The sequence below is a fragment of the Anaerobacillus sp. ABA4_114 genome (assembly GCF_056159065.1).
On record NZ_JBSWUM010000001.1, the window covers coordinates 2,015,121 to 2,040,168 of the forward strand.

The window sequence follows — 25,048 nt, forward strand, 5'->3', positions numbered from 1 at the left end:
CTCATCTCCTTTTCGATTATTTGTATAGTATTTCGTCAACCGAATGTTTTTTTCCTCTTTATAAGTCAAAAATATATCTTTTTACCTAAAACCTTGTCTAAAGTACTATACCGCTGGTGAAGTTTGACTATTTATCAATAAAAAAGCCAGGAACCATTAAGGCTCCTGGGGGTCTTCCAATGCTTTCTTTGCAAGTAGGGAAATGACGGCATCATCCATCGGTGGATTGTGAAGCCCTGCCCGAACATCGCGATAATAACGTTGCATCGGGTTATCATTAAATAAACCTCTAGCTCCTACGATTCTCATTGCAAGATCCACAACATTAGCCGCTCCGTTTGTTGCGACATGTTTAACTGCTGCAAGCTCTTCACCCATGTTCTTTCGCTTTTCTGGCTCAGTCACCCATCTAAAAGCTATACTATACATCATCTCTCTCGCTCTTAAGAGTTCTAACTCCATTTCCCCTATTTTACGTTGTACTTCAGCGACATCTTTTATTGGACCAGGTAAGCTGTTAGGACTGTAAACAGTCGCGAATTTCACCGCATAATTTCTTGCAGCGATTGCAACCCCTAGATAGCATGCGGGTATATGGAGTAACCACGCTTTTGGTAGCTTCATTCCCTTAGAGTTTAGCGAATCTTCGATGAGTGCATCGTTAGGTAATTGAACGTTTGTTAATACAAGATCATCGCTTCTTGTCCCTCTCATCGACATGGTATTCCATTTTTCTTCAATGGTAATTCCGTTTGACTTCATGTTTACTAGAAAGAAACCTTTATTCCCGGAATCATTGATCTCAGCGGATACTAGAGCGTAATCAAGAGCTGGTGCCATCGAAGTGAAGCTTTTTCTTCCACTAATGATCCATCCGTTTTCATGTTCGATGGCTTTCGTTTCGGGCATTCCACCTCGTGTAGGACTACCGCTCGCAGGCTCTGTAGCCGCTCTATTCAACAACGCTTGTTCATTGACCACCAAATTAGCCATACGTTCAAACAACTCGTCAGACCATTCTTGGTCATCAACCATCTCGAGCATGATACCAAGATGCCAACCGACCGATAAAGCGGTGGAAGCATCACCTGATGCAATTCTTTCTTGTAACATGACAAACTCATATAGATCGATCCCTTTTCCCCCGAACTTTTCCGGGACGGTAAGAGAAGTATATCCTTTTTCTTTCATGGCCTTAAAATTCTCAAAAGGAAAGCGACCTTCTTCGTCTATATCATTCGCATTTTCCGAAAACGTATCAGCTAGATCGTCTGCGAGTTCTAACAGGTTTCGTTGACGCTGGTTTTTTACATATGGGTCATATAAATGCATGTCACTGCCTTCCTTTCCAATCCGTTCTTCCCATCATCATACAACAACGAAGAACATAATCTCTAGTAAATTGATCGGAAATAGAAAGCCTTACTTGTTCTGAAAGCGATACACAAGATCTTTATAATAAAATTCAGGAGATACGATGAGATCCATCTCTTTTACATCTTTTTCAATAGCATAGATCAGAATCATTTTAACGTGCCCTTCAGATTCCAGCCTGAACTTATTCCACCCTTTCTTATCAACAACAACAAAGTCCACAGGCTCTACTTGTTCACCTTGTACTTTCAATTTAGTATAGTAGCCTTTAAAAGCCTTTCCATATTCTTCGAAATTTTCTACGAACAGTTCAAAAAAGGCATACTCTTTGTTTGCAGGAAGTTCATTCAATTCAGCATCTTCAGGTGGCTCTTGTAGCCTTGTTACTTGTAACGTTAGTAATTTATTATCATCCATATCTTCTTCAACAAAGCTTTCGCCGTCTTCATATATTTTTTCTTCTTTTACAATCGGCTCTTCTTCAACAACTTTACTAGCTGCTTCAGGATCGCTGATCATGGTATACCAGGCTCCTGTAAAAAAAGCTGTAATCAAAATTGCCATCGTGATTCCAACTAAGATCACCCTCATCAACCATTCCCCCTCTATCCTTATAGACGAATGCACGTTAGAAAAGTTGCAATTAAAAAAACAGCCTTTTCAATAAGGCTGCCTTCTTTAAAACTTGACTTCTTCATTTGTATTTTCTCCAACCAGATCACGTACAGTTTTACTCTTATCGACTTCTTTACCATCCTTATGTGTACCAAAAAGCATATCGATAAACGGATTAGAGACACCATACCAATAATTTTCATTTTTATAGTGATGTAACAAATGAGTTTGTTTCAACCACTTTCCAAATTTGGTTTTAGGAGTAAGAGGCTGATGTGCAACAAAGTGTTTCCACTCATACACGAGAAGCATCGTCATCAAGCCTGAAGCAAACGCGATCGTATTCACGATAGAAGGAAATAAAAGGTAGTATATGAAAGAAATAACAAGCATTTGAGGGATACTATACCATACTGGTAAAAACATTAAATGTAGGTCGTTTGGGTCTTTGTGATGGTCATAATGCAGTCTTTTTAATAGTTTAAGTGCAAAGAGGTTTTTTGGTGGCTTCAAATGAAAAAGAAATCTGTGGGTGATATATTCATTAAAGATAAAGAGAATCAACCCAGCGATAAATGAAAGGACAATGAAATGTGATCGTCCATTAACGAATAGGTAGATTAGGCATATGGAAAGTAACGCCAATATGAGCATAATATCCTTTATCCTAATAAATTTTTGAAATCCTGTTTTTTTCAATAAAATTCCTCTTCCCCTATTTTTTTGATGAAACATACGACATAGTGAAATAATATTTATTAGGGTTATTCTCGATTCATGATTAAAAACCTTCAAAAAAAACCATCCAATAAGGATGGTTAAATTTTCGTAGGTTTTTGTTTAAGCTTTGACTTGCGATTTTGGTGAGCGGCTGGTGAAGTTTTTACCCTTTCCTTCTCCGTCTTCGCGTCCTGTTCAAATGCTGCCATACCTTTCCCGAATAAAAGGCTCATAGTGAATCCTCCTTAAAATAACATTACACACCAATTTCCGATTTATCGACGGTTAAAACTTAAATTTGGAAATTTCTTATAGAAAATTTTTAATGCTCTTCAAGCTTACTTTCTGTTTCACTACAGTAGGCTTGTACAGCCTGCAACTGACTTAAAGATTCTTCAATTCGTTGCTTGTTATGCTCTTTTTCAACAGTTTGTAATGCTTGTTGTAAACTCGCTTCGGCTCCTTTTAAATCTCTGCATGTATCCTGTACGTACCCTCTTGCATTCTTTTCCATCGTCCCACCCCTTTAATAGTAGTATGGAGATAACCTTATTTTTTCATTCAAAAAAGACAGGCTATGTGCCTGTCTTCAAGTTCCGTCTACTTGATCTTTGAGATCTTCAAGCTCTTTTAGGAGTGTTAGAACCATTTCGTCACTTTGCTTTAACTCTTCATTCAACAAGGTGATCGTATCTTCTTTCCAGGTGAACGGTTCACCGTCGTCAGGGATTTTCTTTACCTGCTCGAACTTTTCACCTTCTTCAATTCCAGGTACAAAAGCGATTAACACTTCACAGCCTGCGTCGCCGAGCGCAATTCTTTTCCTTAAACTAACTTCGCCGTAGTCAAAGTGTCTAGCTGCTATACCACCAAATACGCTTGACGTCATCATACAAAGGTGTGGGGCGTCCTTTACAAACTCACCAAAAGGGCACGAATGGGCTTTAACAATGACATAGTGAGGTGTAGCTTCCGAGATATAAAATTCTCCTCCGATGGAATTTTTAATATCTACGATGACGTCCGCATAGTGATCAGGAGTCCAATCATGTATTTGATAGTAAGATTCAAACCACTCTCCTGTGCGGAGACCTAACTGTTTGATGTATTCTTGAGCCTTAGACCCAATTGTTCGATGATGGATATGAGCATACTGAGTAATCAGCTTACAGAGAAATTTTTTTGCTGACAAAGACTGGTTAACAGTCATACTCACCACCTGTCCTTTATGCTGTTTCTTTCATCATAATGCATAAACGACAAAAATAATAGAATTTTTAGAAAATTAACTGTTAAGTTCAAATTTTTGAAAGATATTATCTTCTAAAGGTGGATAGATTTCTTTACCTGCAATTTGATTTATTATAATTTTATTTCGGTTAACTGAAAGGCCCAGATTCGTAGAACCAACGCCATGAGTATGTTGCATGCCGCTATGCACAAATATTTCTCCAGTGGTATCCTCGTTTAACATCAACTTGTAATCCTTTGAGACATTGTATCTTCCTAAGTCATCCCACTGAATCAAGTTACTCAATCCGCTAATGCAGTTCGGTACGAACGGACGGTATCCTGTTGCAGCGACAACCACTTCGCTTTCAATGAGAAATGACTCGCCCTTTTCCCACTGTCGACATTTCAGTTCATATCCACTTTTCGCTTCCTTTTCAGATATGCCATTCACTTCAGTCAATGGCATTAAGGTCACATCCATTTCTTTACCGCCAACCGTTTGTTCATATAAAAGATTATAGATATCTGTAATCGTATGAGGACTTATTCCCTTATACAGAAGCTGTTGGTTACTGAAGATCTCATCTTTTTGTTCCTGAGGCAGTTCATAAAAGTAATCGATATACTCAGGTGAGAAATGTTCAAGACTTAACTTTGTTTCTTCCATCGGGAAAAACCCTTTTGACCTCGTTATCCAATTGATCGAATATCCATGTTCTGTTCTCTCTTTCAAAAGCTCCCTGAAAATTTCAGCAGCACTTTGCCCTGAACCAATAACCGTTATACTTTTCGCTTTCTTGCAACGATCTTCATGTTGTAGATACGTTGAAGAATGGAAGACATCTTCTTCAGACATTCCTTGTAGTGATTTAGGTAAAGAAGGAATCGTTCCTACACCTAATATCAGGTTTTTCGTAAGGTATGAATGTGTCTCTCCAGTTTTCGTATTTTCGATTTCAACTTCATAGCGGTCGATCGGCGTTCCTAAAGGCGTTACCGAGGTAACTTTACTACTGAACTGACAGCTCTTCAATCGTTCAGACGCCCATTGACAGTAATGATTGTATTCATTTCTAGGCATTTCAAGCCTTTGAAGGAAGTAAAAGTTGTATAATCTGTTTTGGTGTTTTAGATAATTTAAATAGCTAAATTCATTTGTAGGGTCAGCCATCGTAACAAGATCCGCCATAAATGGAACTTGTAGCCGCGTCCCTTCAATAAGCATCCCAGGATGCCAATCAAATTCTTCTTTTTGTTCAAAAAACAGTGAATCGATCTCCTTGATAGGGTCTAATAAAGCAGCAAGTCCTAGATTAAATGGTCCAATTCCGATACCGATGACATCATATACTTTCTCTCTCATATAATCCTATCCTTTCTATCTTCTCTCTAAGAATAAGTATAGCAGAAATGTGCCTGATTTATTTTTCAAACAAAAAAAGACAGCCCTCTTAGACTGTCTTACATAGAATGTTGCGTTCTTTTATATTGATATTTTTTCCACTGAAAACGTACGAAGCATCCAATGCAAAATCCGAGGATCGCAATAAATGAGGCGAGGGCTACCATGATAGAAGCAGTGATGGCTAACCAGTTGATGCTTGAAAGAACAGCGAGTAATGCTATTGTGAGTAAACTAACAGCGATTTTTTGGTTGAACGCTTGTTGATCTTTGTCTTCTAAAATGTAAGGTGGTTTACCTATGAACAATTTACCAGCGGACATGATCGGATTGAAACCAAACAACAAACTCGAAATACCAATCAATAAAGGGATGACTAAAAATATATAGTGAAGTGTGAAAACGAATGCAGTAGCAAATAAAAAGATGAACCATTGATTAATTCGAACTAAAGGACGTGGAATACCAGACATTTTAATCCAACCTTTCTTATAGGAATATACTTCTTTTATTTTAAACATCTGCTCAAGAATTGTATAGTTATTTGCCCATAAAAAAACCCGCATTAAGCGGGTAAATTAATCGGTGGTTATCGGAACTAGATGCTCCATCTCAACATTTTTTAAGAAAGGATCCATCAACGATACAAACTCATTGAACCGATCTGACTTCATAAAGCCTTCGGTGTGGGCAGAGAGAGAGTCCCACTCCACAAATATTACGTATTTGCTTTCAGTCTCGATCGACTTTGTTATTTGATGGCTTATAAAACCTGGAGAAGCTGATATGTATTGAACTGCCTTCAAGAATGTTTCTTCAAAGTCTTTCTCCATTCCTTCATTTACGATAAAAGCTGCTTTTTCAATGACCACGAACGTTCCCACTTTCTTTAATAAGGTTTTTCTTGATAAAAATAATTTGGAGATACAATCGTATTCTTATACGGTTTATGGAAAATATGAGTTGTTGCTGGAGAAATCGGTGGAATTAACCATGTCCAATTTCCTGTTACTTTCCGCTCAGCTCGCGCTTCATTTGTCTCGAACTTATGAAACTGTCGAGCAGCTGTATGATGGTCTACGATACTAACGTTATCTTCTTGAAATGAGTATAATACAGCTCTGTTAAGCTCGACCAAGGCCCTATCTTTCCATAACGAGGCATTTGAAGAAGTGTCTAAATTCATGATCTCAGCCATTTCTGGAATTAAATTGTAGCGTGTTTCGTCCGCTAAGTTTCGTGCACCGATCTCTGTTCCCATATACCACCCATTAAATGGAGCTGCAACGTAATCGATACCGCCAATTTCAAGCTTCATGTCAGATATGATTGGTACCGCATACCAACGAGCTTGTAAGGAAGAGATATCAATTTCTGGGTGTCTAAGCTCCACTTGAAGAACGATTTCAGGTGGTATGGTAATGACGGTAGGCTCGTTATCATCTAGTTGGAAAATAATTGGTAACACATCATGTGGCGTACCCTTTCCTCTCCATCCGAGTTTAAGAGCTTGCTTAGTTATTTCTATCGAATCAGGATCACCGATCGTACCCTTTTCTAACTCATAACCAGCATAGCGAATGAGTTGGTGATTCCATATTCTAATTCTTCCAGGCTGGAAAATCGTAATTGTTGGTCGAATTCTTCCATAGTTTGTAGCTGAGTGAATATGATGGAGTAAAGCGTCCGCTACCTCTTCAACTGTTGTTGCAGAGCGCTTGTCAATTACGGTTAGAGTATTCCAAAACAGCCTTCCGATACATTTATTACTATTACGCCATGCCATCTTTGCTCCGTGCTGTAACTCTTCAAATGTATGCTCATACACACCTGTTTTTTCAATTTGGTCTTTAACCTCGTGTTTGCGTTCTTTTAAACGTTCAGGTGTATGATTTAATTCGTAATATGCTTGCTCTAAAAAAGAGTAAGCTTCTTCTAGCAATGTAGCATTGTTCACGTTCATGTCCCTCCTGCAGCTAGAGACGGTCTTATCGCCTGTTTAATTGCTCTTATGTAAGAGTCCAAGAGTATCATACCACAATGTTGGTTGATCCTATAATAAATACGTTTTACGAGAGGAAAAGGTATGGATCTACAACAGAAACGTCCAGGTCATCGTGACCTGGACGTTTACATTATTTTACTTCCTCGAAGTACTCCTTGTAGAAACCTCCGACCTTACCTGTGTTATCAACTACAAATAAGAATTCTTCAGTTTCATTTTTAACTTCGTAGGTTTTCCCTTCAGTCAACACACGGTTCACCATGTATTTTTTTGCGTCAGTGTGCACGCATTTTACTTCTCTTAGAGTTGGGCCATCTTTCCAATTTTCATGAATCATAACGTTCACTCCCTTTCCATTTCTTATTCTACTACAAGTTAGATTCAATCCTCAAACGAATACACGATCGAATCTCCTACAGGTTTATATCCCATCTTCATATAGATCGAATTAGAAGTTGGGTTTGATAGATCTGTATATAGACAGCAATAACGGTTCCCTTTATCTAATAAATATTGGCTAAAAGCTGCTACGCATGCAGAGGCATACCCTTTCCGTTCATGCTCAGGAGGTGTAAAAACAAAGTTAACCGTTGTTCCTCTCATGGTCGGTCTAGATTCATTTGCCATCGAAACCACTTCTCCATCAACCTCCCAGAGTACGGCTGATTTTTCATCGATAAATTGTTGTGCTCTTTCATGACTATCTTCGTCAGAGAATGGTTCACCCATCGCACATGAAAAAAGATAAACCCATTCTTTCAACAGAGTAAAATCCTCATTTCTGATTTTTCTTAATTTTCCACCTACACGTTTAGGAGGAATGACGGTATCTAATCGATAGATACGCTGGTTCATTTTTAGATTCCGCTTGCAGCTCGTAAGCTCGCAGTACCTCTTTGAAAAATATTCTACAATTGTTTTCTCACCTAAAACACCTGGAAACAAATAATCTTGTTGAAGTTTTTTAACTGCAAAATCTAATGTTTCGTGTGATACTTGTTCACCTGCAAGTATAAGATTATGAGGCGGTGTTTGAATAAAGCAAAGTGTAATACGCCCTGCCTCTTCAATTGTACCGAGGAGAACCTTCTCTAGTTCTTCACCATTTTTTTGATTTTTTACAAGTCTAACCAGAAGCCCTAAAGGGAGACTATGTAATGCTTCGTTTTGCTCAAGAAAATCCTGGACATAACCTAGATACTCACTTGGATCAGTAAATGTACGTAATTCCACTTAAATTCCCCCTGGTTACAAATCAACTATTATTAAAAGAGAACCTGAATCATTATGATTCAGGTTCTCGATTATTACCCTTCTAAAAGCAATTGTTCTGGATCTTCAAGAAGATCTTTAATCTTCGCTAGGAAGCTAACGGCTTCACTACCATCTACAATTCGATGATCGTAAGAAAGCGCAATATACATCATAGGACGATTTTCCATTCGATCTTGGTCAATCGCTACAGGGCGCCACTGGATTTTATGCATTCCAAGAATTCCAACTTGCGGAGCGTTTAGAATTGGTGTGGAAAGCATAGAACCAAATATACCGCCATTTGTTATTGTAAAGGATCCGCCTTGAAGTTGATCTAGTGAAAGCTTGTTATCGCGAGCTTTCTTAGCTAGCTCACTAATCTCGCTCTCGATTCCTGCAAATGATAGTTTGTCTGCGTCACGCACAACAGGAACGACTAGTCCTTCCTCAGATCCTACTGCAATACCGATGTCGTAGAATTTCTTAAGAACCATTTCTTTGTCCTGAATTTCTGCGTTTAGACGAGGATATTTCTTCAATGCCCCAACTACCGCTTTTGTAAAGAAGGACATAAATCCAAGTTTTACATCATTATCTTCTAGGAATTTGTCTTTACGACGCTTACGCAAGTCCATGATCGCAGTCATGTCTACTTCATTAAACGTTGTTAACATAGCAGCAGTGTGTTGCACCTCTACTAAGCGTTTTGCAATCGTTTGACGACGACGAGACATCTTCACTCTTTCTACTGGTTTACCGTTAAATTCGTCCTTAGCCTGCGCAGCTTTTTCAGGTTGCTTCTCTTGCTTTTTCTCTTGCTTTGGAGCTTCTTTTTCTTTCTTACTAGAGTCAGCATGAGCTTTTACATCGTCTGGACGAACGCGGCCGTAAGGATCTTGAGTTTGAACTTTATCTAGATCGACACCTAGTTCACGAGCAAGCTTTCTTGCAGAAGGAGATGCTACTGTACGTCCGTTACCTGACTTTTCTTCTGAAGCTTCAGGTGCAGCGTGTGCAGAAGCTTCCTCGTCAGACTTAGATTCTTCAGGCGTTTCGTTTTGCTGTTTTTTCGCTTCAGCCTTCTCTTCTTTATTGTCAGAAGAAGGTTGTTCAGAGGAAGAGTCTTCCTCGCTTGCGTCACCAAGGTAAGCAATGATTTCTCCAACTTCTACGTTGTCACCAGGCTCTTTCAATAATTCCTTGATTACTCCGTTGTTTTCAGCGCTTACTTCGATATTTACTTTATCAGTTTCAAGTTCAACAAGGTTATCACCTTTTTCAACTTTGTCGCCTACTTTAATTAACCATTCGGAGATTGTGCCTTCTGTAATAGATTCTGCTAGTTCAGGTACTTTAACTTCGATCACGACGATTTACCTCCTTGGTGGGATACTGTTTTAGATGGCTCTAAGACTTCTTGAATGATACGTTCTTGGTCTCTCTTATGGATATTAGGCTCTCCACCTGCTGGACTAGATCGATCAGGACGACCGATATAATCGATCGAAACTCCCTCAGGAGCAATTTCACGAATTCGTGGAGAAATGTAATTCCATGATCCCATATTTTTTGGTTCTTCTTGTAACCAAACGATTTCTTTTACGTTAGAATAGCGTTCGAAAATCTTCTTAATTTCTTCTTCAGGGAATGGGTACAGCTGCTCTACACGTAGAACATGTAGCCAGTCCATGTCTTTATCTGAAGATTCGATTTCTGCTGCTAGATCTACAGCGACTTTACCAGTTGAAAGAACGATACGCTCAACTTTATCTTTCTTTTCACCGAGTCCTTGTTGTTCGATCACACTTAAGAATTGTCCTTGGCTGAACTCAAAACCTGGTGAAGAAGTACGTTGATTACGCAGTAAGCTCTTTGGAGTCATGATAACGAGTGGTCTAACCTCTTGCTCTCCAAGTATAGCCGCTTGTCTTCTTAAAATATGGAAGTATTGCGCTGCGCTCGTCAAGTTCGCAACTGTCCAGTTGTTCTCAGCAGCAAGTGTTAAGAAACGCTCAACTCTTCCGCTGGAGTGCTCAGGACCCTGTCCTTCATAACCGTGTGGAAGCAAGAGTACCATTCCAGATTTTTGACCCCATTTCGCTCTTCCTGCGGATACAAACTGATCAAAGATGACCTGTGCAGCATTCGCAAAGTCACCGTACTGGGCTTCCCATATCACGAGGGATTCTGGTGCGAATACATTGTATCCATATTCGAAACCGACAACGGAAGCTTCAGATAAAGGACTGTTATGAATAGCAAAGGAAGCTTTAGCTTCTGGTAATTCGTGTAATGGACAGAACGTTTCACCTGTTTCCTTGTCGTGTAAAACAAGGTGACGCTGCGCGAAGGTTCCTCGCTGTGAATCTTGCCCTGTTATACGGATAGGTGTACCTTCGCTTAAAATAGTAGCGAATGAAAGCGTCTCACCTAATGCCCAATCAACTTTTCCGCCTTCTTCTAACATATCTAATCTACGCTTAAGAATTCTTTCAAGTTTAGGGTAAACGTTGAAATTATCCGGACGTGTAAGTAGATTGTTATTAATTTCTTTTAATGTATCTAGCGGCACGGATGTATCGATCGCTGGTATTCCTTTAACGATTTCTTTCGGTGGCTGTATTTCCTGAACATCTCCACCATCTTCATTATCCTTAGCCACTTTGTTATAATCCTCTGAAAGCTCATTCAATACTTCTTCATCTAGCTTTTCACCGTATCCAGATTCAAGAATTCCTTGCTCTTCTAGGTAGCTAGCATAACGTGCTCGCACTGTAGGATGGTTTTTGATTTTCTCGTAAAGATGTGGCTGCGTTACAGCAGGATCGTCCATTTCGTTATGTCCGAATCTTCTGTAGCCAATTAGATCGATAAGAAAATCTTTATTGAACTTCATTCTATACTGATAAGCAAGGTTCATTGCTGATAAGCATGCTTCAGGATCATCTGCGTTAACGTGAACAATCGGTATTTCATATCCTTTTGCTAGGTCACTCGCATATCTCGTTGACCGTGAATCAGTGCTCTCAGTCGTGAAGCCAAGCTGGTTGTTAGCGATGATGTGGATCGTACCACCTGTATGGTAGCCACGTAGTTGGCTAAGGTTTAACGTTTCCGCTACAACACCTTCACCAGGAAAAGCAGCATCCCCATGAATAAGGATCGCAAATGACTTTCTTATATCCTGGATCGGTTCACCTTTTTGGTCCCTTGTTTCCTGTGCCGCTCTTGCATAGCCCTCAACGACTGGATCTACGAACTCCAAGTGACTTGGATTATTTGCTAAGGTGATCGTGGCTTCTGCAGTTTCAGAACCTTCAAACTTACGATCAGCACCCATATGGTACTTCACATCGCCTGTCCAACCGTAGTTGATTCCCATTGAACCTTCTGATGGAACAAGCTCCTTATTCGGTGCATGATGAAACTCAGAGAAGATCTTTTCATAAGGTTTATTCAAAACATGTGCAAGAACATTTAAACGACCTCTGTGTGCCATTCCGATCATGACATTTCGAGCACCGTCGCTTGCACCATCTCGAATGACTTCATCAAGCATCGGCACCATCGAATCAACGCCTTCGATCGAGAAACGTTTTTGCCCTACAAACGTTTTATGAAGGAATTTTTCGAACCCCTCAACCTCTGTCAGCCTTCTTAGAAGTGCCTCTTGTTTTTCTTTGTCTAAAGAACTAGTTACTGATCCACCCTCTACCATCTGATCGAGCCAGTTACGTTCTTCACTGTTGTGAACATGACTGAACTCATAAGATAGAGATCTTGTATAGAGATCCTGCAAACGCTGAATCGCTTCATACCCATCATTGATATCAGAAGGGGCATTGTTCCAGATCACTTCTGCAGGAATCGCTTTCAAGTCTTCTTTTGTAAGATCATACTTTTCAGGATTCATAAAATCATGATTCGATTTTTCTTCTTTAAGTGGGTTGATAGCTGCAGCTAAATGACCATATGTACGAATGTCATCAGCTAGCTTGACCGCTGCAATGACTTTCTTAAGATTTCCGGGTTGAACGTTTGATTCAACAGCGTCATTAGAACTTGGTGGCGGCCCCCACTGTTCAAATTTTTCACGTAGATCAGGATCTACTGATTCGGGGTCTTCCTGAAATTTCTCATATAGTTCAATGGCATAGCCAAGGTTTGGTCCATAGAATTCCTGCCAAGGATGTTCCATTCTGGACTGTTTGGTATTCAAAGCTCGCTACCTCCCTACTGGGAATGTTCTAATACGTTTGTATGATAAATTGTATTAGCTCCCATATTACCGCTCGATAAAAAGTTCTGCGGTTTCATTATTAGTCCTTTTCACTCTTTTACAAGTTTAAAAACCTCATTTGTAAAAAAACGCTTACATGGATAGTTTAGCACAGTGTATATATAGTCACAAAGCACTTAACCAACTTTTCGAAAAAAATTTCAAAAATGATGGTATAAGAGGAAATATTTTTCGAATATTTACACAGCGCAATACTAAATTACCATAAAGTATTCCCATAGTGAATACATATATCGATAATAAACTGGTATTGTTTGCAAAAATAAAAAGTACGCCGATTTGGCGCACTTTAAAGCTGATGTATTCCCTCCACAATCGTTTGAATAAGAAGGTTGAGGTCCTCTTCTTCAATCGATAGGGGTGGCGACATGGTAAGGACGTTATTATAGCCAGCAACAGTGTCTCCATTTTTACCGATCAACACGTGACGGGACTTACAGTATCCGATCACTTTGTTGAGAGATGCGACGTCTAGCGGTTTCTTCGTGTGACGATCTTCAACGAGTTCAATTCCTACAAGCAATCCTAAACCTCTAACATCCCCTACATATGGATGGTTCGATAACCTGCTTTGAAGCTCGGTCCTTAGCTTTTCTCCTAGATCTTTGGATCGATCGAACAACTTTTCCTTCTCCATAATCTCTAGATTCTTTAAAGCGACAGCACAAGATGCTGGGTTTCCTCCAAACGTGTTGATGTGTCGGAAGTGATCATATTGATTATTCCGTTTAAATTCTTCATAGATCTCTTCTTTAACCGCTGTAGCTGATAGAGGTAGATAGCCACTAGTCAGTCCCTTTGCCATCGTTACGATATCTGGTTTAACTCCATAATTCATAAATCCAAATGGTTTACCAGTTCTACCGAAACCACAGATTACTTCGTCACAGATGAGAAGTGCACCGTGCTTTTCACACACTTCTTTAACTTGTTTCATGTAATGATCTTGTGGTATTAAGATACCTCCACCAGTAATGATCGGTTCCATGATCATCCCTGCGATCGTTTCACTCAGTTCCCAGGTCATCATGTTGTCGACCGCTGTAACGGATGGGAGAGTATGTTCCTCATTCACCACATCTCGATATGAATCTGGCGGTTGTACGTGAAGAAATCCCTGTCCTAACGGTTCATACTTATATTTTCTTTGTGCCTGGCCGGTAGCGGCTAATGCGCCCATCGTATTTCCGTGATATGCTCTGTACCTAGAAACGAACTTGTGTCGATGAGTGTCTCCTTTTTGCTCGTGGTACTGCCTCGCAATCTTAAAGGCCGTCTCATTCGCTTCAGAACCACTATTAGAGAAAAAGATCACATATCCTCCACCAAGCATGTTGTTTAGCTTTTCAGCAAGTCGAACTGCTGGTGAGTGTGTATGCGTGAGTGGATAATAAGAAAGTTCTTTTAGCTGAGTATATGCAGCCTCAGCAAGCTCCTGTCTTCCGTATCCTACATTTACACACCATAGTCCAGCCATGCCATCTAAATACTTATTCCCCTCATAGTCTGTAACCCATGCACCATTCGCTTTTTCGATCACCATCGTCGATTTTGGATCAAATGGTCGCATGGCATGCCAAACGTACTTTTCGTCTTTACCTGCAAGGTTTTCGTGTGCTGTATGCATTCTCCACTCCCCCTTACTAATAGTCAAAACGGGTCGTAATCATTTTACGCCGCGTATAGAAATTTACGCCATCTTTCCCATTTGCATGTAAGTCACCGTAGAATGAATCCTTCCAACCTGAAAACGGAAAGAATGCCATCGGTGCTGGTACACCGACATTTACTCCAAGCATTCCTGCATCTGCTTCTTCACGAAATTTACGAACGGCAGCAGCGTCTTTTGTATAGATCGTTGCTCCATTCCCATATCTTGATTTTTCGATAATGCCTAGTGCATCTGATAACGTATCAGCATGCAGTAAACTTAAAACGGGTGCAAAAATCTCCTCTTTTGCAATCGTCATATCTGGCGTTACCTCATCAAAAATAGTTGGACCGAGAAAATTCCCGTTCTCTTGTTCTTCCATTTCTTTTCTTCCATCACGAATTAAGCTAGCACCTTCTTGTAATCCTTTTTGAATATATCCTAAAACCTTTTCTCGATGTGATTTACGAATCACTGGTGTAAGTAAAACATCTTCATCTAATCCATTTCCTAACTTCAACTCTTCTGCTTTTTGTTTTAAAGATGTTTTAAACTTTTCCCCATCTCCAACGACTACAACGGCACTACATGCCATACATCGCTGGCCTGCACTTCCGAACGTAGAGCTTAAGACTTGTTGTACGGCTTTTTCAATGTCAGCATCAGGCATGATGATGTGATGGTTTTTCGCGCCAGAAAGTGCTTGAACTCGCTTACCATTCGAAGCGGCTTTTTCATACACATATTTTGCAACAGGCTGTGATCCAACGAAAGAAATCGCTTTCACATCTTCATCTGTGAGCATCCCGTTCACCACATCATGGGCACCGTGAACGATATTGAAGACTCCTTTTGGAAGTCCTGCTTCTGTTAAAAGTTCAGCAAGTCGGTTTGCTAAGATGGGAGTGCGTTCAGAAGGCTTCAATACGAATGTGTTACCACAAGCGATCGCAAGTGGGAACATCCAAAGTGGAACCATCATAGGGAAGTTAAACGGTGTGATACCTCCAACGACGCCCACTGGATACCGATACATCTCAGAGTCGATATCTTCAGCGATTGTAGAAAGATTATCACCCATCATAAGGGTAGGAGCTCCTGCAGCAAATTCTACGCATTCGATCCCTCGCTGCACTTCCCCATAAGCTTCTTTATAACTCTTACCGTTCTCTTTCACCACAAGTTCTGCTAGTTCTTCATGGTGGTGAACTAGCAATGAATGAAAGGTGAACAGCACCCTAGCACGCTTCGGTACAGGAACATTTCTCCAAGTTTTAAATGCCTCTTTAGCAGAACGAACAGCAAGACTTACATCTTCCTTGGATGATAAAGGTACACATGCTAATCTCTCTTCAGTTGCAGGGTTTTCAACATCTAGCGTATCGATACTCCTTGCACTGACCCATTCACCGTTCACGAAATTCTTCAAAACTACCGTATCGTTTTTAATAACTGCCATGAAATGCCCTCCTTTAGTCTAACTCCTACAATTATTGTAGGTGATTAGTGATTAAAGGGTCATTAGACAAAACGTAACATGGTTTCTGTAGTTGTTTTACACGGTGCTTTATGTCTGCAGGTAATCATATGCGTGAAGAGAAAACTCGATCGCTTGTCGTTTCGGAGAACTCATAAAATCTTTGCCTAATAATTCTTCAAGTTTTTCAAGGCGATGATAAAGCGTTTGTCTTACAACATAGAGTTGTTCAGCCGTTTCCTTTTTAGAACCATTGCAACACATATATACTTTAAGTGTATTTAATAGGTTACTATTATTCTTCTCATCATAATGAATCACTGGAGATAAATAGTCGAACATAAATTCCTGCAATTCTTTGTTTTTTGTAAGCTGGAAAATCATACGATAAATGTGGAAGTCTTGATGATAGATGACTTTAGAACTTTTGTTACATAGCTTATCATTGATCGTTAAAGCTTCTAATGACGATTCATAACTCTTGTGCATTTCTTTCAATAACCGTACATGTTTCCCGATACTAATCCGGTCAATCTCAGGAACTGTCCGATTTTTCAGCGTATCGTTTGCCATCAATCGATCGAAAGCAGTCCTTAGTCTTTGAATGACATCCGATTCTTCACGTCGATTTAGTAATATAATGACTAGTTTATTTCTTGTGGTTAATGAAAGAACGAAAAAGCCTTCTTGCTCAAAGAGCGATCTAACGAGAAGCATGAAGTAAGTGATCTGCGACGATGTCTCGTTTTTCTTATTAACAAAACGGCATGTGCACACTAATAGCCCTTTTGGAATCAATGTTGCATCGATATCTACTAAGTAAGATAAGATTCTCTCTTCTGTGTGTTTGCCTTCTAGCCAATCATATAACCATTCTGTTTCCTTGACGCGCTTTTTCTCTTCGATATATAATTCGCGAAGTAAAAATTGAGCAATGGCAGTTGCGCTTCGATCTAATAAGAGCATGTCGTAATCCGATACAGAAGTATGCGGAGCTGGAACTAGGATTAACTTAGCAAATAAATAATCCATCGCCTGGACGTTTTGAAGGACGAGGCCCTTACCCGTAGGCTGCAATGTAATGAAATGAAGAAAGGTTTCTTTTTTTTCGTTAGACACGTCGGGTATAAATTGTGCTTGACCATCTTTTGGTTGGTAGATCACTTGCATACCTGTTTTATTAGAAAGATGCGCTAGAATGTTTTGAAGACACTGGGGCTGCAGCAGTAAACTATTCAATTCTTGTGAAAACTGTTCAAGATCCGAAATCAATTGATAATGATGCGCGATAAGGAGAGAGTGTAGATCTTGGGTAATATCGACAAACCTTACTTCCTGATTGAAGATGATGATGGGGAACTTGGATTCATCTGCAAGCTGTATAATCTTTTCAGGGATTGAGTCCATATATGTACCGATTTCTATACAGAGCCCTGCAGCATTGCTCTGGATCAACTGCTTGACAATCGATAGAAAAACATCGAGGTTATCTTTCCATACGAATCCTGTTGATAAAATCAGTTCGTCCCCATTAAGCAATTGTCTAACTGATGTTACTTCCATAACATGCACCCATTTTATTCTACGGTTCAATCCTTCACGTCCAGCGATCACGGTTGCATTTTGAAATTGTTCTCGTTCAAGGACTTCCTGTACCGTTAAGCTCGTCATCCGAAGCATTCTTTATCCCCCTGTCATTCAATCGTCTAATGAGAAAGGTATTGTTAGGAGATACGCTTTTATCTTTTTAGTCTATTAAATATAGTTATACTTCTTTGTTTTGAATTCCTTCAAAATATTCAAAATAGTACGGTAATTGAAATTTTTATATGAGAAACAAAAATACCGGACTATTGTCCGGTATCTGCACGAGACTCCATTTCCTCCAAAACCTCTAGTAAGTAATGATATTGTTTTCTACTTCTGAAATCTTCCTCTTTCCAATTTCCTCTAATCCAGGTTGTTAAGTCTTCAACAGAATTAAACACTTCTCCACTCGTGTCAGCTTTCCGAATCATGTAGCGACCATTCTCATCGTCGATTGTAACTTCACAAGGATAAGCGCTGTCCTTAGAATACAGATTGTATTCCATCCCCATCCTCCTTTAGGATACAGATTGAATTTGCTTTAATAAAAGTGCAGAAAAGTACTTTCTCCCATTAGCAGTTTTGATTTGGAGAGTCTCTTTAGAGTCTTCTTTATTATCTGTATTCATGCTAAATTCTATAAATGCGCCTTCCAAATTTTCTAACACACCGCTGATCTTATAGCCTCTATCAATAAAGTAGTCGATCTTTTCACGTTCGATTATATACGCCTCATGTTCACTCATTGCACTTCCTCCTTTATTCGATTGCACTACCGACCTCTTTCACTGACTCCTTTTCGGTCTCAGTATCAATGATCCAATCTCTTCCTACGGTTATCCCTAAGTATTTCTCGTCACTAGGCTCAAGGATTTCTGCTTGAGAGTACTTCTTGAACCACCAAAACTTTGCAAGTAGATAGTAAGAGATAGCACCAACAAGAAAACCAACTAAGAATGAATAAGTAGATAGATAGTACGCTGCTACTCCTCCAATAATCCAGGCGATCAAACCAGCGAGATTAACCCCATAAGCGTAGCGGAATTGTCCATGATCTTCATAAAGGTCTGGCACATTCACCCTTCTTTTTCTCAATACGTAATAGTCACAATACAAAATGCCGATAATCGCTGATAAAATACCTCCGACTACAAGTAAGATCGGTATAAGAATATTGAACAAGCTCCACGGCTGTACGACGGACCCAACGATACCAGCGATGAATACACCTGCCCAAAAAGGAACTTTTGGTCCTCCTACGTTTGAGAAAATCGTAGCTGCTGGCACAAGGTTAGCAGATACATTTGTCGACCATTGTGCTAATACGATCATCAGTAGTAAGATGCCTAAGATAAGTCCCGTGGCAGCTTCTTGCAATGCAACGACTGGGTCATAGTTTGAAACGGCTATATAAGAAACTCCTCCGATGATTACCATAAACGTTTGTGTTAGCGGCAATGCGATTACACTCCCGATCAACGTTCCTTTATTCCGTTTAAGCCAGCTCCTTTCAAACTGAGGAGCTTTAATAAATCGTGAGATAGAAGGAATATCTGCTGAAATCGTCGCCCAAAACCCCATGTTGCTAAAGATCACGACTAAAAAAGCTGAGACAGCTGCTCCTCCGGTTACGGGACTCTCGATCCAGCTCCAAACTTCTCTACCTTGTGCAAGAGCTTGATCAGAGAGTGAGATATACATCCAAACAGAAATAAGGATGATTACTGGAGCAGCAAGATCTGCGAACCTTTCGACAGCTTTGATGCCAAGAGATGTATTCACTAATTGAACTGTCGCAAATAGCAGGAAACATACGAACCAGTTATCAAAACCGAACAAAACATTTAAGATGGCATTCATGGCAGTTGAACCAAAATACGTGTTGATTCCAAACCAGAATGAAGCAGCTAGCCCCCTTACAATCGAAGGGATATGTGTGCCAAGGGTGCCAAACGGTGCTCTCATGTATACTGGAAATGACAGACCGTGTTCGATGCCGATATCTCCTATTATCGTAATAAATAACCCGATCGCAACGGAACCGATCAATGTTGCGATCACAACCCATGTAAGGGAAAGTGATTGTACACCAGCCCCGCCGATCGCAAACGCTGCTAACACCACTGCCATACCGACCCACATCATCGCAAAACCAGTCGTTCCGATTTTCTTATCCTTATGAGCAATTGGCAATAAGTCAGGTGATTTCAAATAGCTTACATCTTTTTTCATTCAGCTATCTCCTTTAACACTGCTTATTGTATTGTGATGGTTTTGTCTGTCTTTTGGCTAAACTGTCCGTACTTTGCACGCTTTATATAGTGTCCAGATCCCGGTGTGCCTACGAATTGTTTATTCTTGATGACATAATCTCCTCTTACAAGAACAGAAATAGGCTCGCCAGTTACTTCCATTCCTTCGAAAGCATTATAATCAACCGCCATATGGTGTGTTGATGCTGATAACGTTCGCTTTATTTCAGGATCGAATATTACGATATCTGCATCTGCTCCTACGGCAATCGAACCCTTATTTGGAAATAGTCCAAAGAGCTTAGCAGACCGTGTAGACGTAACATCAACGAACTGATTTAAAGAGATTCTTCCTTTTACAACACCTTCAGAGAATAAGATACTAAATCGATCCTCGATCATCGGTCCGCCATTCGGGATTTTTGTAAAGTCATCTCGACCTAAATCTTTTTGTCCCCTAAAATCAAATGAGCATTGGTCGGATCCAATCGTCTGAAGTTCACCTATTCTTAACGCATTCCATAAAGCGTCTTGATTCCACTTTTCTCTAAGTGGCGGACTCCATACATACTTTGCACCTTCAAAATTAGGTTTCTCTAGATATGATTGATCAAGAACTAAATATTGTGGACATGTTTCACCATAGATATCATAGCCTTTCTTTCTTGCTTCTGCGATTTTGTCAGCGGCTTCTTTACAGCTCACGTGAACCACATATAGCTGAGAGTTTGCGAGTCCTGTTAGTTGTGCCGCACGACCGGTGGCTTCCCCTTCGACTTCAGGAGGTCTTGTAAGTGCATGGTAGATCGGTTCAGTCTTGCCTTTAGAAAGGGCATCTTTCGTTAAATATTCGATGACGTCACCGTTTTCAGCGTGCACCATAACTAGAGCTCCAAGCTCTTTAGCAGCTAGAAGCGTTCGATAGAGGGTTTCATCGTCTGATTGAAACACATTTTTATAGGCCATGAAGACTTTAAAAGATGTAATGCCTTCATTTTTTATAATTTCAGGCAGTTCCTTCAGTACTGAATCATTGATTTCACTGATCATCAAGTGGAAGCTATAATCGATCACAGATTTATCTTTTGATTTGGCATGCCATGTTTTTACGGCGTCTGCTAACGGTTTACCTTTTTCAGTCAAACAGAAATCGATGATAGAGGTTGTCCACCAAAAGCTGCTGCGATCGTTCCTGTTTCAAAGTCATCTTTTGTAACAGTTCCGCCAAACGGCATTTCGAGGTGTGTATGAGGGTCTATCCCACCAGGAAATACGTAGCAACCTTTGGCATCGATTTCCTCTGCTCCATCCTCATTCAATGAGCTGCCTATCATCGCAATTTTACCGTCTTTGATGAGTAGATCCGCCTGGTAGGTTTCACTTGCAGTAACGATCGTGCCATTTCGAATTATTTTGTTCATGATAAATCCCCTTTACTTTGTAATTTTACTGTCTTTTAACGCACCTAAAATCGACTGCCGATCGTTCCATGTCATCACAGGTAGTTCATGGGGGACTTCGATCATATCGATCGCACCATCCACTGGACAAACGATCGAACATAGATTACACCCAACACAATCTTCTTCTCTTACACGGAGGATAGGGTTTCCACCCTCATCCTGTAATCGATCGATGCATTGATGAGAAGTATCCTCACAAGCAATATGACACTTATTACAATTGATACACACATCATTATTGATCCGAGCTACCACGTTATAATTTAGATCAAGATTTCCCCAATCTGAATAGGTGGGTACTGACTTTCCAATAATGTCTTGAATCGATAAGATTCCTCTATCATCGAGGTAGTTTGATAATCCTTCAACAAGGTCTTCGATAATACGAAAGCCGTGATGCATAGCGGCCGTGCAAATTTGTACGTTACTTGCTCCCATCAACATAAATTCTACGGCGTTCTGCCAGTTAGAAACGCCACCCATCCCAGAGATCGGCACGTTGATACGGCTGCTTCTCGCACACTCACTTACCATATTTAAAGCGATCGGCTTAACAGCAGGTCCACAATATCCACCGTGAGCTCCTTTCCCACTTACATTGGGAATCGGAAGCCATGTATCGATATCAACTCCTGCTAAACTATTGATCGTGTTTATCATACTTACGGCGTCTGCTCCACCTCTTACCGCTGCTTCTGCAGTTGCAGTGATATCTGTTATGTTTGGCGTTAACTTAACGATAACCGGTGTTCCTGCGGCTTCTTTCGCCCAGGCCGTTTGCTTTTCTACAAGGTCTGGAACTTGACCTGATGCAGAGCCCATGCCACGTTCAGCCATACCATGAGGACATCCAAAGTTTAACTCTAGACCGTCTACTCCTACAGCTTCAACTTTCTTTACGATTTCATGCCATGCTTCCTGTTTCGGTTCTACCATTAACGATGCGACTACAGCATGTTCAGGGAAGCGTTTTTTCGTTTCATAGATTTCTTTTAAATTCACTTCAAGAGGCCGGTCCGTGATCAGTTCGATGTTATTAAACCCAGCTACTCTCTGACCATTAAAGGAAACTGCTGCATATCTTGATGAAACGTTTAGAATAGGGTCACCGAGCGTTTTCCATACGGCTCCTCCCCATCCTGCCTCAAATGCACGCTGCACTTGATATCCTGAATTTGTGGGTGGAGCTGAAGCTAACCAAAACGGATTTGGTGACGTTATTCCAGCAAGGTTTGTTCTTAAATCTGCCATATACATTCTCCTTTCTACGCGGAATACATTTCTTTTAAACTTTCGTGTACATGGTACGCAGCTGTTTTTCCTTGCTGAGCAGCTGATACGACCATCGCTTCTCCTTGTCCCTTGCCGAAAATCACGTCTCCGCAAGCGTAAACCCGTGAATTTGACGTTTGCATGGAATCTTTATTGATCAAAATGACACCATCATGATGAGCTAAGCCTAACTTTTCAATAAAATCAGTGTGACGCTTTTGTCCAATCGCTTTAACCACAGCATCACATTCGATGATAAACTCAGAATCTGGCACTGGCTCTGGTCTTTTCCTACCGTCACTTGATGCCTCGCCTAACTGCATCTTGACGCATTTTAACCCTTTAACGTTACCATCAGCGTCACCTACTATTTCGATCGGCTGTGTTAGCCAACGAAATTCTACGCCGTCTTGTTTTGCAAACTCATATTCAAAGTCGTATGCAGTCATCTCTTTCTCTGTACGTCTGTAGATGATCTTCACATTTTCTGCACCAAGCCGTACAGAGCATGTTGCACCATCGATCGCGGTATTACCTGCACCGATCACGACGACCTTCTTGCCTTCTAGATGAGTGGGAAATGGAGAAGACTTTGTACTTCTCACAAGTTCGATCGCATCATGAACTCCATTAAATGTTTCACCAGGTACGTTAAGATTCGGTACATTCCCCATACCGATCGCAAGAATAACTCTTTCATTTGTTTTAAGAAGTTCATCAAATTCGATATCTTTCCCTACTCTAACTCCTGTGTTTATCGTGACGCCGAGCTGTTCGACCTGCTCTACTTCCCATAGAGAGATCTTCTTAGGAAGCCTGAAAGAAACGATTCCGAATGTGTCTAAACCACCAGCTTCTTTTTCCGCTTCATAAACAGTTACATCATAACCAAGTAATGCTAGCTCTCTCGCAGCAGATAGGCCTCCGGGGCCACCTCCTACAATAGCTACCTTTTTACCGTTAGGTTCCCCTTTCTTAAATAACACTTGATCGTTTTTAATTGCCCAGTCTGTCGCATACCGCTGTAAATTACCTATCAAGATCGGTTTCGTAGAGTGATTTAATACACAAGCCCCTTCACAAAGCTCTTCAGTAGGACAGACCCTCGAACAACTAGCACCTACAGGGTTCGCTGTCATAATTGTTGTAGCAGAACCCTTCATGTTACCTGATGCGATTTTCTTAATAAACGATGGAATATCGATTCCTGTTGGACAAGCGTTTATACAGGGAGCATCATAGCAATAAAGACACCTGTTAGCTTCATTTAATGCCTCTTGATTAGAGAGTGGCAACTCAACTTCTTTGAAATTAGCTGTAAACTTGTCAGGTAAAGGCGATTCAACAGTACTCATGAACGTGTCCCCCTTCATTAAAATAAAAAGCAGGTGTATTTCATGCCTACACCTGCTGCTCATTATTACGGTAACAATGACGTCATTTCATTATAGGTTTCCGGTCTTCGATCACGGTAGAACTGCCATAAATCACGAACTTCACGAATCAACTTCTTATCCACTACTCCGATGATGACTTCGTCTTGATCACGTGATCCTGTTGCAACAAAGTTCCCCCTAGGATCAACTAGGTACGATTGACCATAGAACTCCCCCATGTTCCATGGTCCTTCCATACCTACCCGATTGATTGCTCCGAGGTAATAGCCGTTTGCAACAGCATGTGCAGGCTGCTCGAGCTTCCACAAATACTCCGATAATCCTGCAACTGTAGCAGAAGGATTGAATACGATCTCAGCACCATTCAATCCTAGCAGTCGTGCGCCTTCAGGAAAGTGCCTGTCATAACAAATATAAACCCCTACTTTCCCAAATGCGGTATCAAATACGGGATAACCAAGGTTTCCTGGTTTAAAATAGTACTTCTCCCAAAAACCGTGTCCGTTATCACCAACCGCTACCTGAGGTATGTGCTGTTTACGATATTTACCGAGATATGAACCATCTGCATCAATTACTGCTGCTGTATTGTAGTAGGTTGAAATGCCCTCTCGTTCATAAATAGGAAGAACAATAACGATTCCTAGATCTCGTGCAACAGCCTGAAATCGCTTCGTAGTCGGTCCATCTGGAATTTCTTCTGCAGCGTCATACCACTTTTTGTTTTGTTCAGCACAAAAGTAAGGTCCATAGAAGATCTCCTGTAAACAGACGATCTGTGCGCCACGTTCACTTGCTTCCTGCACCAACTTTAAGTGTTTTTCTATCGCTACCTCTTTATGCTTTTCTACTTCTTCATTTCCATCAACATCGTTTTTAGCCTGAATTAAGCCTATTTTTACTGAATCAGACATATGTACGATCCTCCTTTGACCGTCCTCGTAATTGACTGAATTTTCTTTCTATAAAAAGTGTAGAAGATTGTTGTAGATGAAGCACTATACATAATGTAAAATCGTTTCTTCAAAAAACGTTCAAAGTGTCGT

23 protein-coding genes and 1 pseudogene are annotated in these 25,048 nt (G+C 40.4%); all 24 read right to left on the reverse strand.

The annotated features are described in order from the left end of the window. Window positions 1–156: 156 nt before the first annotated feature. Window positions 157–1,332 (reverse strand): acyl-CoA dehydrogenase family protein, encoded by a 1,176-nt coding sequence (locus ACXAEY_RS10150; RefSeq protein ID WP_474811785.1) that lies wholly within the window; start codon window positions 1,330–1,332, stop codon window positions 157–159. Between the two features lie 90 nt (window positions 1,333–1,422). After that, window positions 1,423–1,965, reverse strand: a complete 543-nt coding sequence (locus ACXAEY_RS10155) for a hypothetical protein (protein WP_474811787.1) — start codon at window positions 1,963–1,965, stop codon at window positions 1,423–1,425. 87 nt (window positions 1,966–2,052) lie between these two features. Further along, window positions 2,053–2,688 carry a sterol desaturase family protein gene (locus ACXAEY_RS10160; RefSeq protein WP_474811789.1) on the reverse strand — a complete coding sequence of 212 codons (636 nt, stop codon included), beginning with the start codon at window positions 2,686–2,688 and terminating at the stop codon, window positions 2,053–2,055. Window positions 2,689–2,807: 119 nt separating this feature from the next. Next, complete coding sequence (locus tag ACXAEY_RS10165) at window positions 2,808–2,942, reverse strand: hypothetical protein (protein WP_270182161.1); 135 nt, start codon at window positions 2,940–2,942, stop codon at window positions 2,808–2,810. 89 nt (window positions 2,943–3,031) lie between these two features. Then, window positions 3,032–3,223: a hypothetical protein gene (locus ACXAEY_RS10170; protein WP_474811791.1), complete on the reverse strand. Its 192-nt coding sequence runs from the start codon at window positions 3,221–3,223 to the stop codon at window positions 3,032–3,034. 75 nt (window positions 3,224–3,298) lie between these two features. After that, entirely contained in the window at window positions 3,299–3,919 is a 621-nt protein-coding gene (locus tag ACXAEY_RS10175) for a methanogen output domain 1-containing protein (RefSeq protein ID WP_474811793.1), read from the reverse strand. A gap of 75 nt (window positions 3,920–3,994) precedes the next feature. Then, window positions 3,995–5,305, reverse strand: coding sequence for a lysine N(6)-hydroxylase/L-ornithine N(5)-oxygenase family protein (locus tag ACXAEY_RS10180; protein WP_474811795.1), 1,311 nt, complete (start codon window positions 5,303–5,305; stop codon window positions 3,995–3,997). A gap of 98 nt (window positions 5,306–5,403) precedes the next feature. Next, entirely contained in the window at window positions 5,404–5,817 is a 414-nt protein-coding gene (locus tag ACXAEY_RS10185; protein ID WP_474811797.1) for a DUF4395 domain-containing protein, read from the reverse strand. A 105-nt stretch (window positions 5,818–5,922) separates the two neighbouring features. Beyond that, window positions 5,923–6,216 carry an antibiotic biosynthesis monooxygenase family protein gene (locus ACXAEY_RS10190; protein WP_474811799.1) on the reverse strand — a complete coding sequence of 98 codons (294 nt, stop codon included), beginning with the start codon at window positions 6,214–6,216 and terminating at the stop codon, window positions 5,923–5,925. A gap of 17 nt (window positions 6,217–6,233) precedes the next feature. Beyond that, window positions 6,234–7,301, reverse strand: a complete 1,068-nt coding sequence (locus ACXAEY_RS10195; RefSeq protein ID WP_474811800.1) for a nitric oxide synthase oxygenase — start codon at window positions 7,299–7,301, stop codon at window positions 6,234–6,236. A gap of 178 nt (window positions 7,302–7,479) precedes the next feature. Then, the gene (locus ACXAEY_RS10200; RefSeq protein ID WP_270182155.1) at window positions 7,480–7,686 is read right to left on the reverse strand and encodes a DUF6501 family protein; all 207 of its coding nucleotides are present in this window, start codon (window positions 7,684–7,686) and stop codon (window positions 7,480–7,482) included. A 44-nt stretch (window positions 7,687–7,730) separates the two neighbouring features. Further along, entirely contained in the window at window positions 7,731–8,582 is an 852-nt protein-coding gene (locus tag ACXAEY_RS10205; RefSeq protein ID WP_474811802.1) for a GNAT family N-acetyltransferase, read from the reverse strand. Between the two features lie 74 nt (window positions 8,583–8,656). Then, window positions 8,657–9,970: a 2-oxoglutarate dehydrogenase complex dihydrolipoyllysine-residue succinyltransferase gene (gene odhB, locus ACXAEY_RS10210; protein WP_270182153.1), complete on the reverse strand. Its 1,314-nt coding sequence runs from the start codon at window positions 9,968–9,970 to the stop codon at window positions 8,657–8,659. After that, window positions 9,967–12,822, reverse strand: coding sequence for a 2-oxoglutarate dehydrogenase E1 component (locus ACXAEY_RS10215; protein WP_474811804.1), 2,856 nt, complete (start codon window positions 12,820–12,822; stop codon window positions 9,967–9,969). The genes odhB and ACXAEY_RS10215 overlap by 4 nt, the downstream gene beginning before the upstream one ends. Before the next feature lie 370 nt (window positions 12,823–13,192). Further along, window positions 13,193–14,530 carry an aminotransferase gene (locus ACXAEY_RS10220; RefSeq protein WP_474811806.1) on the reverse strand — a complete coding sequence of 446 codons (1,338 nt, stop codon included), beginning with the start codon at window positions 14,528–14,530 and terminating at the stop codon, window positions 13,193–13,195. 16 nt (window positions 14,531–14,546) lie between these two features. Then, on the reverse strand, window positions 14,547–16,013 hold the full coding sequence (locus tag ACXAEY_RS10225) for a CoA-acylating methylmalonate-semialdehyde dehydrogenase (protein WP_474811808.1): 1,467 nt from the start codon (window positions 16,011–16,013) through the stop codon (window positions 14,547–14,549). A 108-nt stretch (window positions 16,014–16,121) separates the two neighbouring features. Beyond that, window positions 16,122–17,711 (reverse strand): PucR family transcriptional regulator, encoded by a 1,590-nt coding sequence (locus ACXAEY_RS10230; protein ID WP_474811809.1) that lies wholly within the window; start codon window positions 17,709–17,711, stop codon window positions 16,122–16,124. 170 nt (window positions 17,712–17,881) lie between these two features. Beyond that, window positions 17,882–18,124, reverse strand: a complete 243-nt coding sequence (locus tag ACXAEY_RS10235; RefSeq protein WP_270182149.1) for a hypothetical protein — start codon at window positions 18,122–18,124, stop codon at window positions 17,882–17,884. A 12-nt stretch (window positions 18,125–18,136) separates the two neighbouring features. Then, on the reverse strand, window positions 18,137–18,364 hold the full coding sequence (locus ACXAEY_RS10240; RefSeq protein WP_270182148.1) for a hypothetical protein: 228 nt from the start codon (window positions 18,362–18,364) through the stop codon (window positions 18,137–18,139). 13 nt (window positions 18,365–18,377) lie between these two features. Beyond that, window positions 18,378–19,850 carry an NCS1 family transporter gene (locus tag ACXAEY_RS10245; RefSeq protein WP_474811812.1) on the reverse strand — a complete coding sequence of 491 codons (1,473 nt, stop codon included), beginning with the start codon at window positions 19,848–19,850 and terminating at the stop codon, window positions 18,378–18,380. Window positions 19,851–19,873: 23 nt separating this feature from the next. Next, window positions 19,874–21,291: pseudogene (gene hydA, locus ACXAEY_RS10250) on the reverse strand (dihydropyrimidinase). 12 nt (window positions 21,292–21,303) lie between these two features. After that, complete coding sequence (gene preA, locus ACXAEY_RS10255; protein WP_474811814.1) at window positions 21,304–22,584, reverse strand: NAD-dependent dihydropyrimidine dehydrogenase subunit PreA; 1,281 nt, start codon at window positions 22,582–22,584, stop codon at window positions 21,304–21,306. Window positions 22,585–22,598: 14 nt separating this feature from the next. Continuing rightward, window positions 22,599–23,960 carry an NAD(P)-dependent oxidoreductase gene (locus ACXAEY_RS10260; protein ID WP_270182144.1) on the reverse strand — a complete coding sequence of 454 codons (1,362 nt, stop codon included), beginning with the start codon at window positions 23,958–23,960 and terminating at the stop codon, window positions 22,599–22,601. Between the two features lie 65 nt (window positions 23,961–24,025). Then, window positions 24,026–24,916, reverse strand: coding sequence for a nitrilase-related carbon-nitrogen hydrolase (locus ACXAEY_RS10265; RefSeq protein ID WP_270182143.1), 891 nt, complete (start codon window positions 24,914–24,916; stop codon window positions 24,026–24,028). Between the last annotated feature and the right edge of the window lie 132 nt (window positions 24,917–25,048).

What these genes read in the sequence shown, in the direction of transcription:
- ACXAEY_RS10150 (WP_474811785.1), bottom strand. Translation starts at nt 1,332, where the DNA reads ATGCATTTATATGACCCATATGTAAAAAACCAGCGTCAACGAAACCTG.
- ACXAEY_RS10155 (WP_474811787.1), bottom strand. Translation starts at nt 1,965, where the DNA reads ATGAGGGTGATCTTAGTTGGAATCACGATGGCAATTTTGATTACAGCT.
- ACXAEY_RS10165 (WP_270182161.1), bottom strand. Translation starts at nt 2,942, where the DNA reads ATGAGCCTTTTATTCGGGAAAGGTATGGCAGCATTTGAACAGGACGCG.
- ACXAEY_RS10170 (WP_474811791.1), bottom strand. Translation starts at nt 3,223, where the DNA reads ATGGAAAAGAATGCAAGAGGGTACGTACAGGATACATGCAGAGATTTA.
- ACXAEY_RS10175 (WP_474811793.1), bottom strand. Translation starts at nt 3,919, where the DNA reads ATGACTGTTAACCAGTCTTTGTCAGCAAAAAAATTTCTCTGTAAGCTG.
- ACXAEY_RS10180 (WP_474811795.1), bottom strand. Translation starts at nt 5,305, where the DNA reads ATGAGAGAGAAAGTATATGATGTCATCGGTATCGGAATTGGACCATTT.
- ACXAEY_RS10185 (WP_474811797.1), bottom strand. Translation starts at nt 5,817, where the DNA reads ATGTCTGGTATTCCACGTCCTTTAGTTCGAATTAATCAATGGTTCATC.
- ACXAEY_RS10200 (WP_270182155.1), bottom strand. Translation starts at nt 7,686, where the DNA reads ATGATTCATGAAAATTGGAAAGATGGCCCAACTCTAAGAGAAGTAAAA.
- ACXAEY_RS10220 (WP_474811806.1), bottom strand. Translation starts at nt 14,530, where the DNA reads ATGCATACAGCACACGAAAACCTTGCAGGTAAAGACGAAAAGTACGTT.
- ACXAEY_RS10225 (WP_474811808.1), bottom strand. Translation starts at nt 16,013, where the DNA reads ATGGCAGTTATTAAAAACGATACGGTAGTTTTGAAGAATTTCGTGAAC.
- ACXAEY_RS10230 (WP_474811809.1), bottom strand. Translation starts at nt 17,711, where the DNA reads ATGCTTCGGATGACGAGCTTAACGGTACAGGAAGTCCTTGAACGAGAA.
- ACXAEY_RS10235 (WP_270182149.1), bottom strand. Translation starts at nt 18,124, where the DNA reads ATGGAATACAATCTGTATTCTAAGGACAGCGCTTATCCTTGTGAAGTT.
- ACXAEY_RS10240 (WP_270182148.1), bottom strand. Translation starts at nt 18,364, where the DNA reads ATGAGTGAACATGAGGCGTATATAATCGAACGTGAAAAGATCGACTAC.
- ACXAEY_RS10245 (WP_474811812.1), bottom strand. Translation starts at nt 19,850, where the DNA reads ATGAAAAAAGATGTAAGCTATTTGAAATCACCTGACTTATTGCCAATT.
- preA (WP_474811814.1), bottom strand. Translation starts at nt 22,584, where the DNA reads ATGGCAGATTTAAGAACAAACCTTGCTGGAATAACGTCACCAAATCCG.
- ACXAEY_RS10260 (WP_270182144.1), bottom strand. Translation starts at nt 23,960, where the DNA reads ATGAGTACTGTTGAATCGCCTTTACCTGACAAGTTTACAGCTAATTTC.
- ACXAEY_RS10265 (WP_270182143.1), bottom strand. Translation starts at nt 24,916, where the DNA reads ATGTCTGATTCAGTAAAAATAGGCTTAATTCAGGCTAAAAACGATGTT.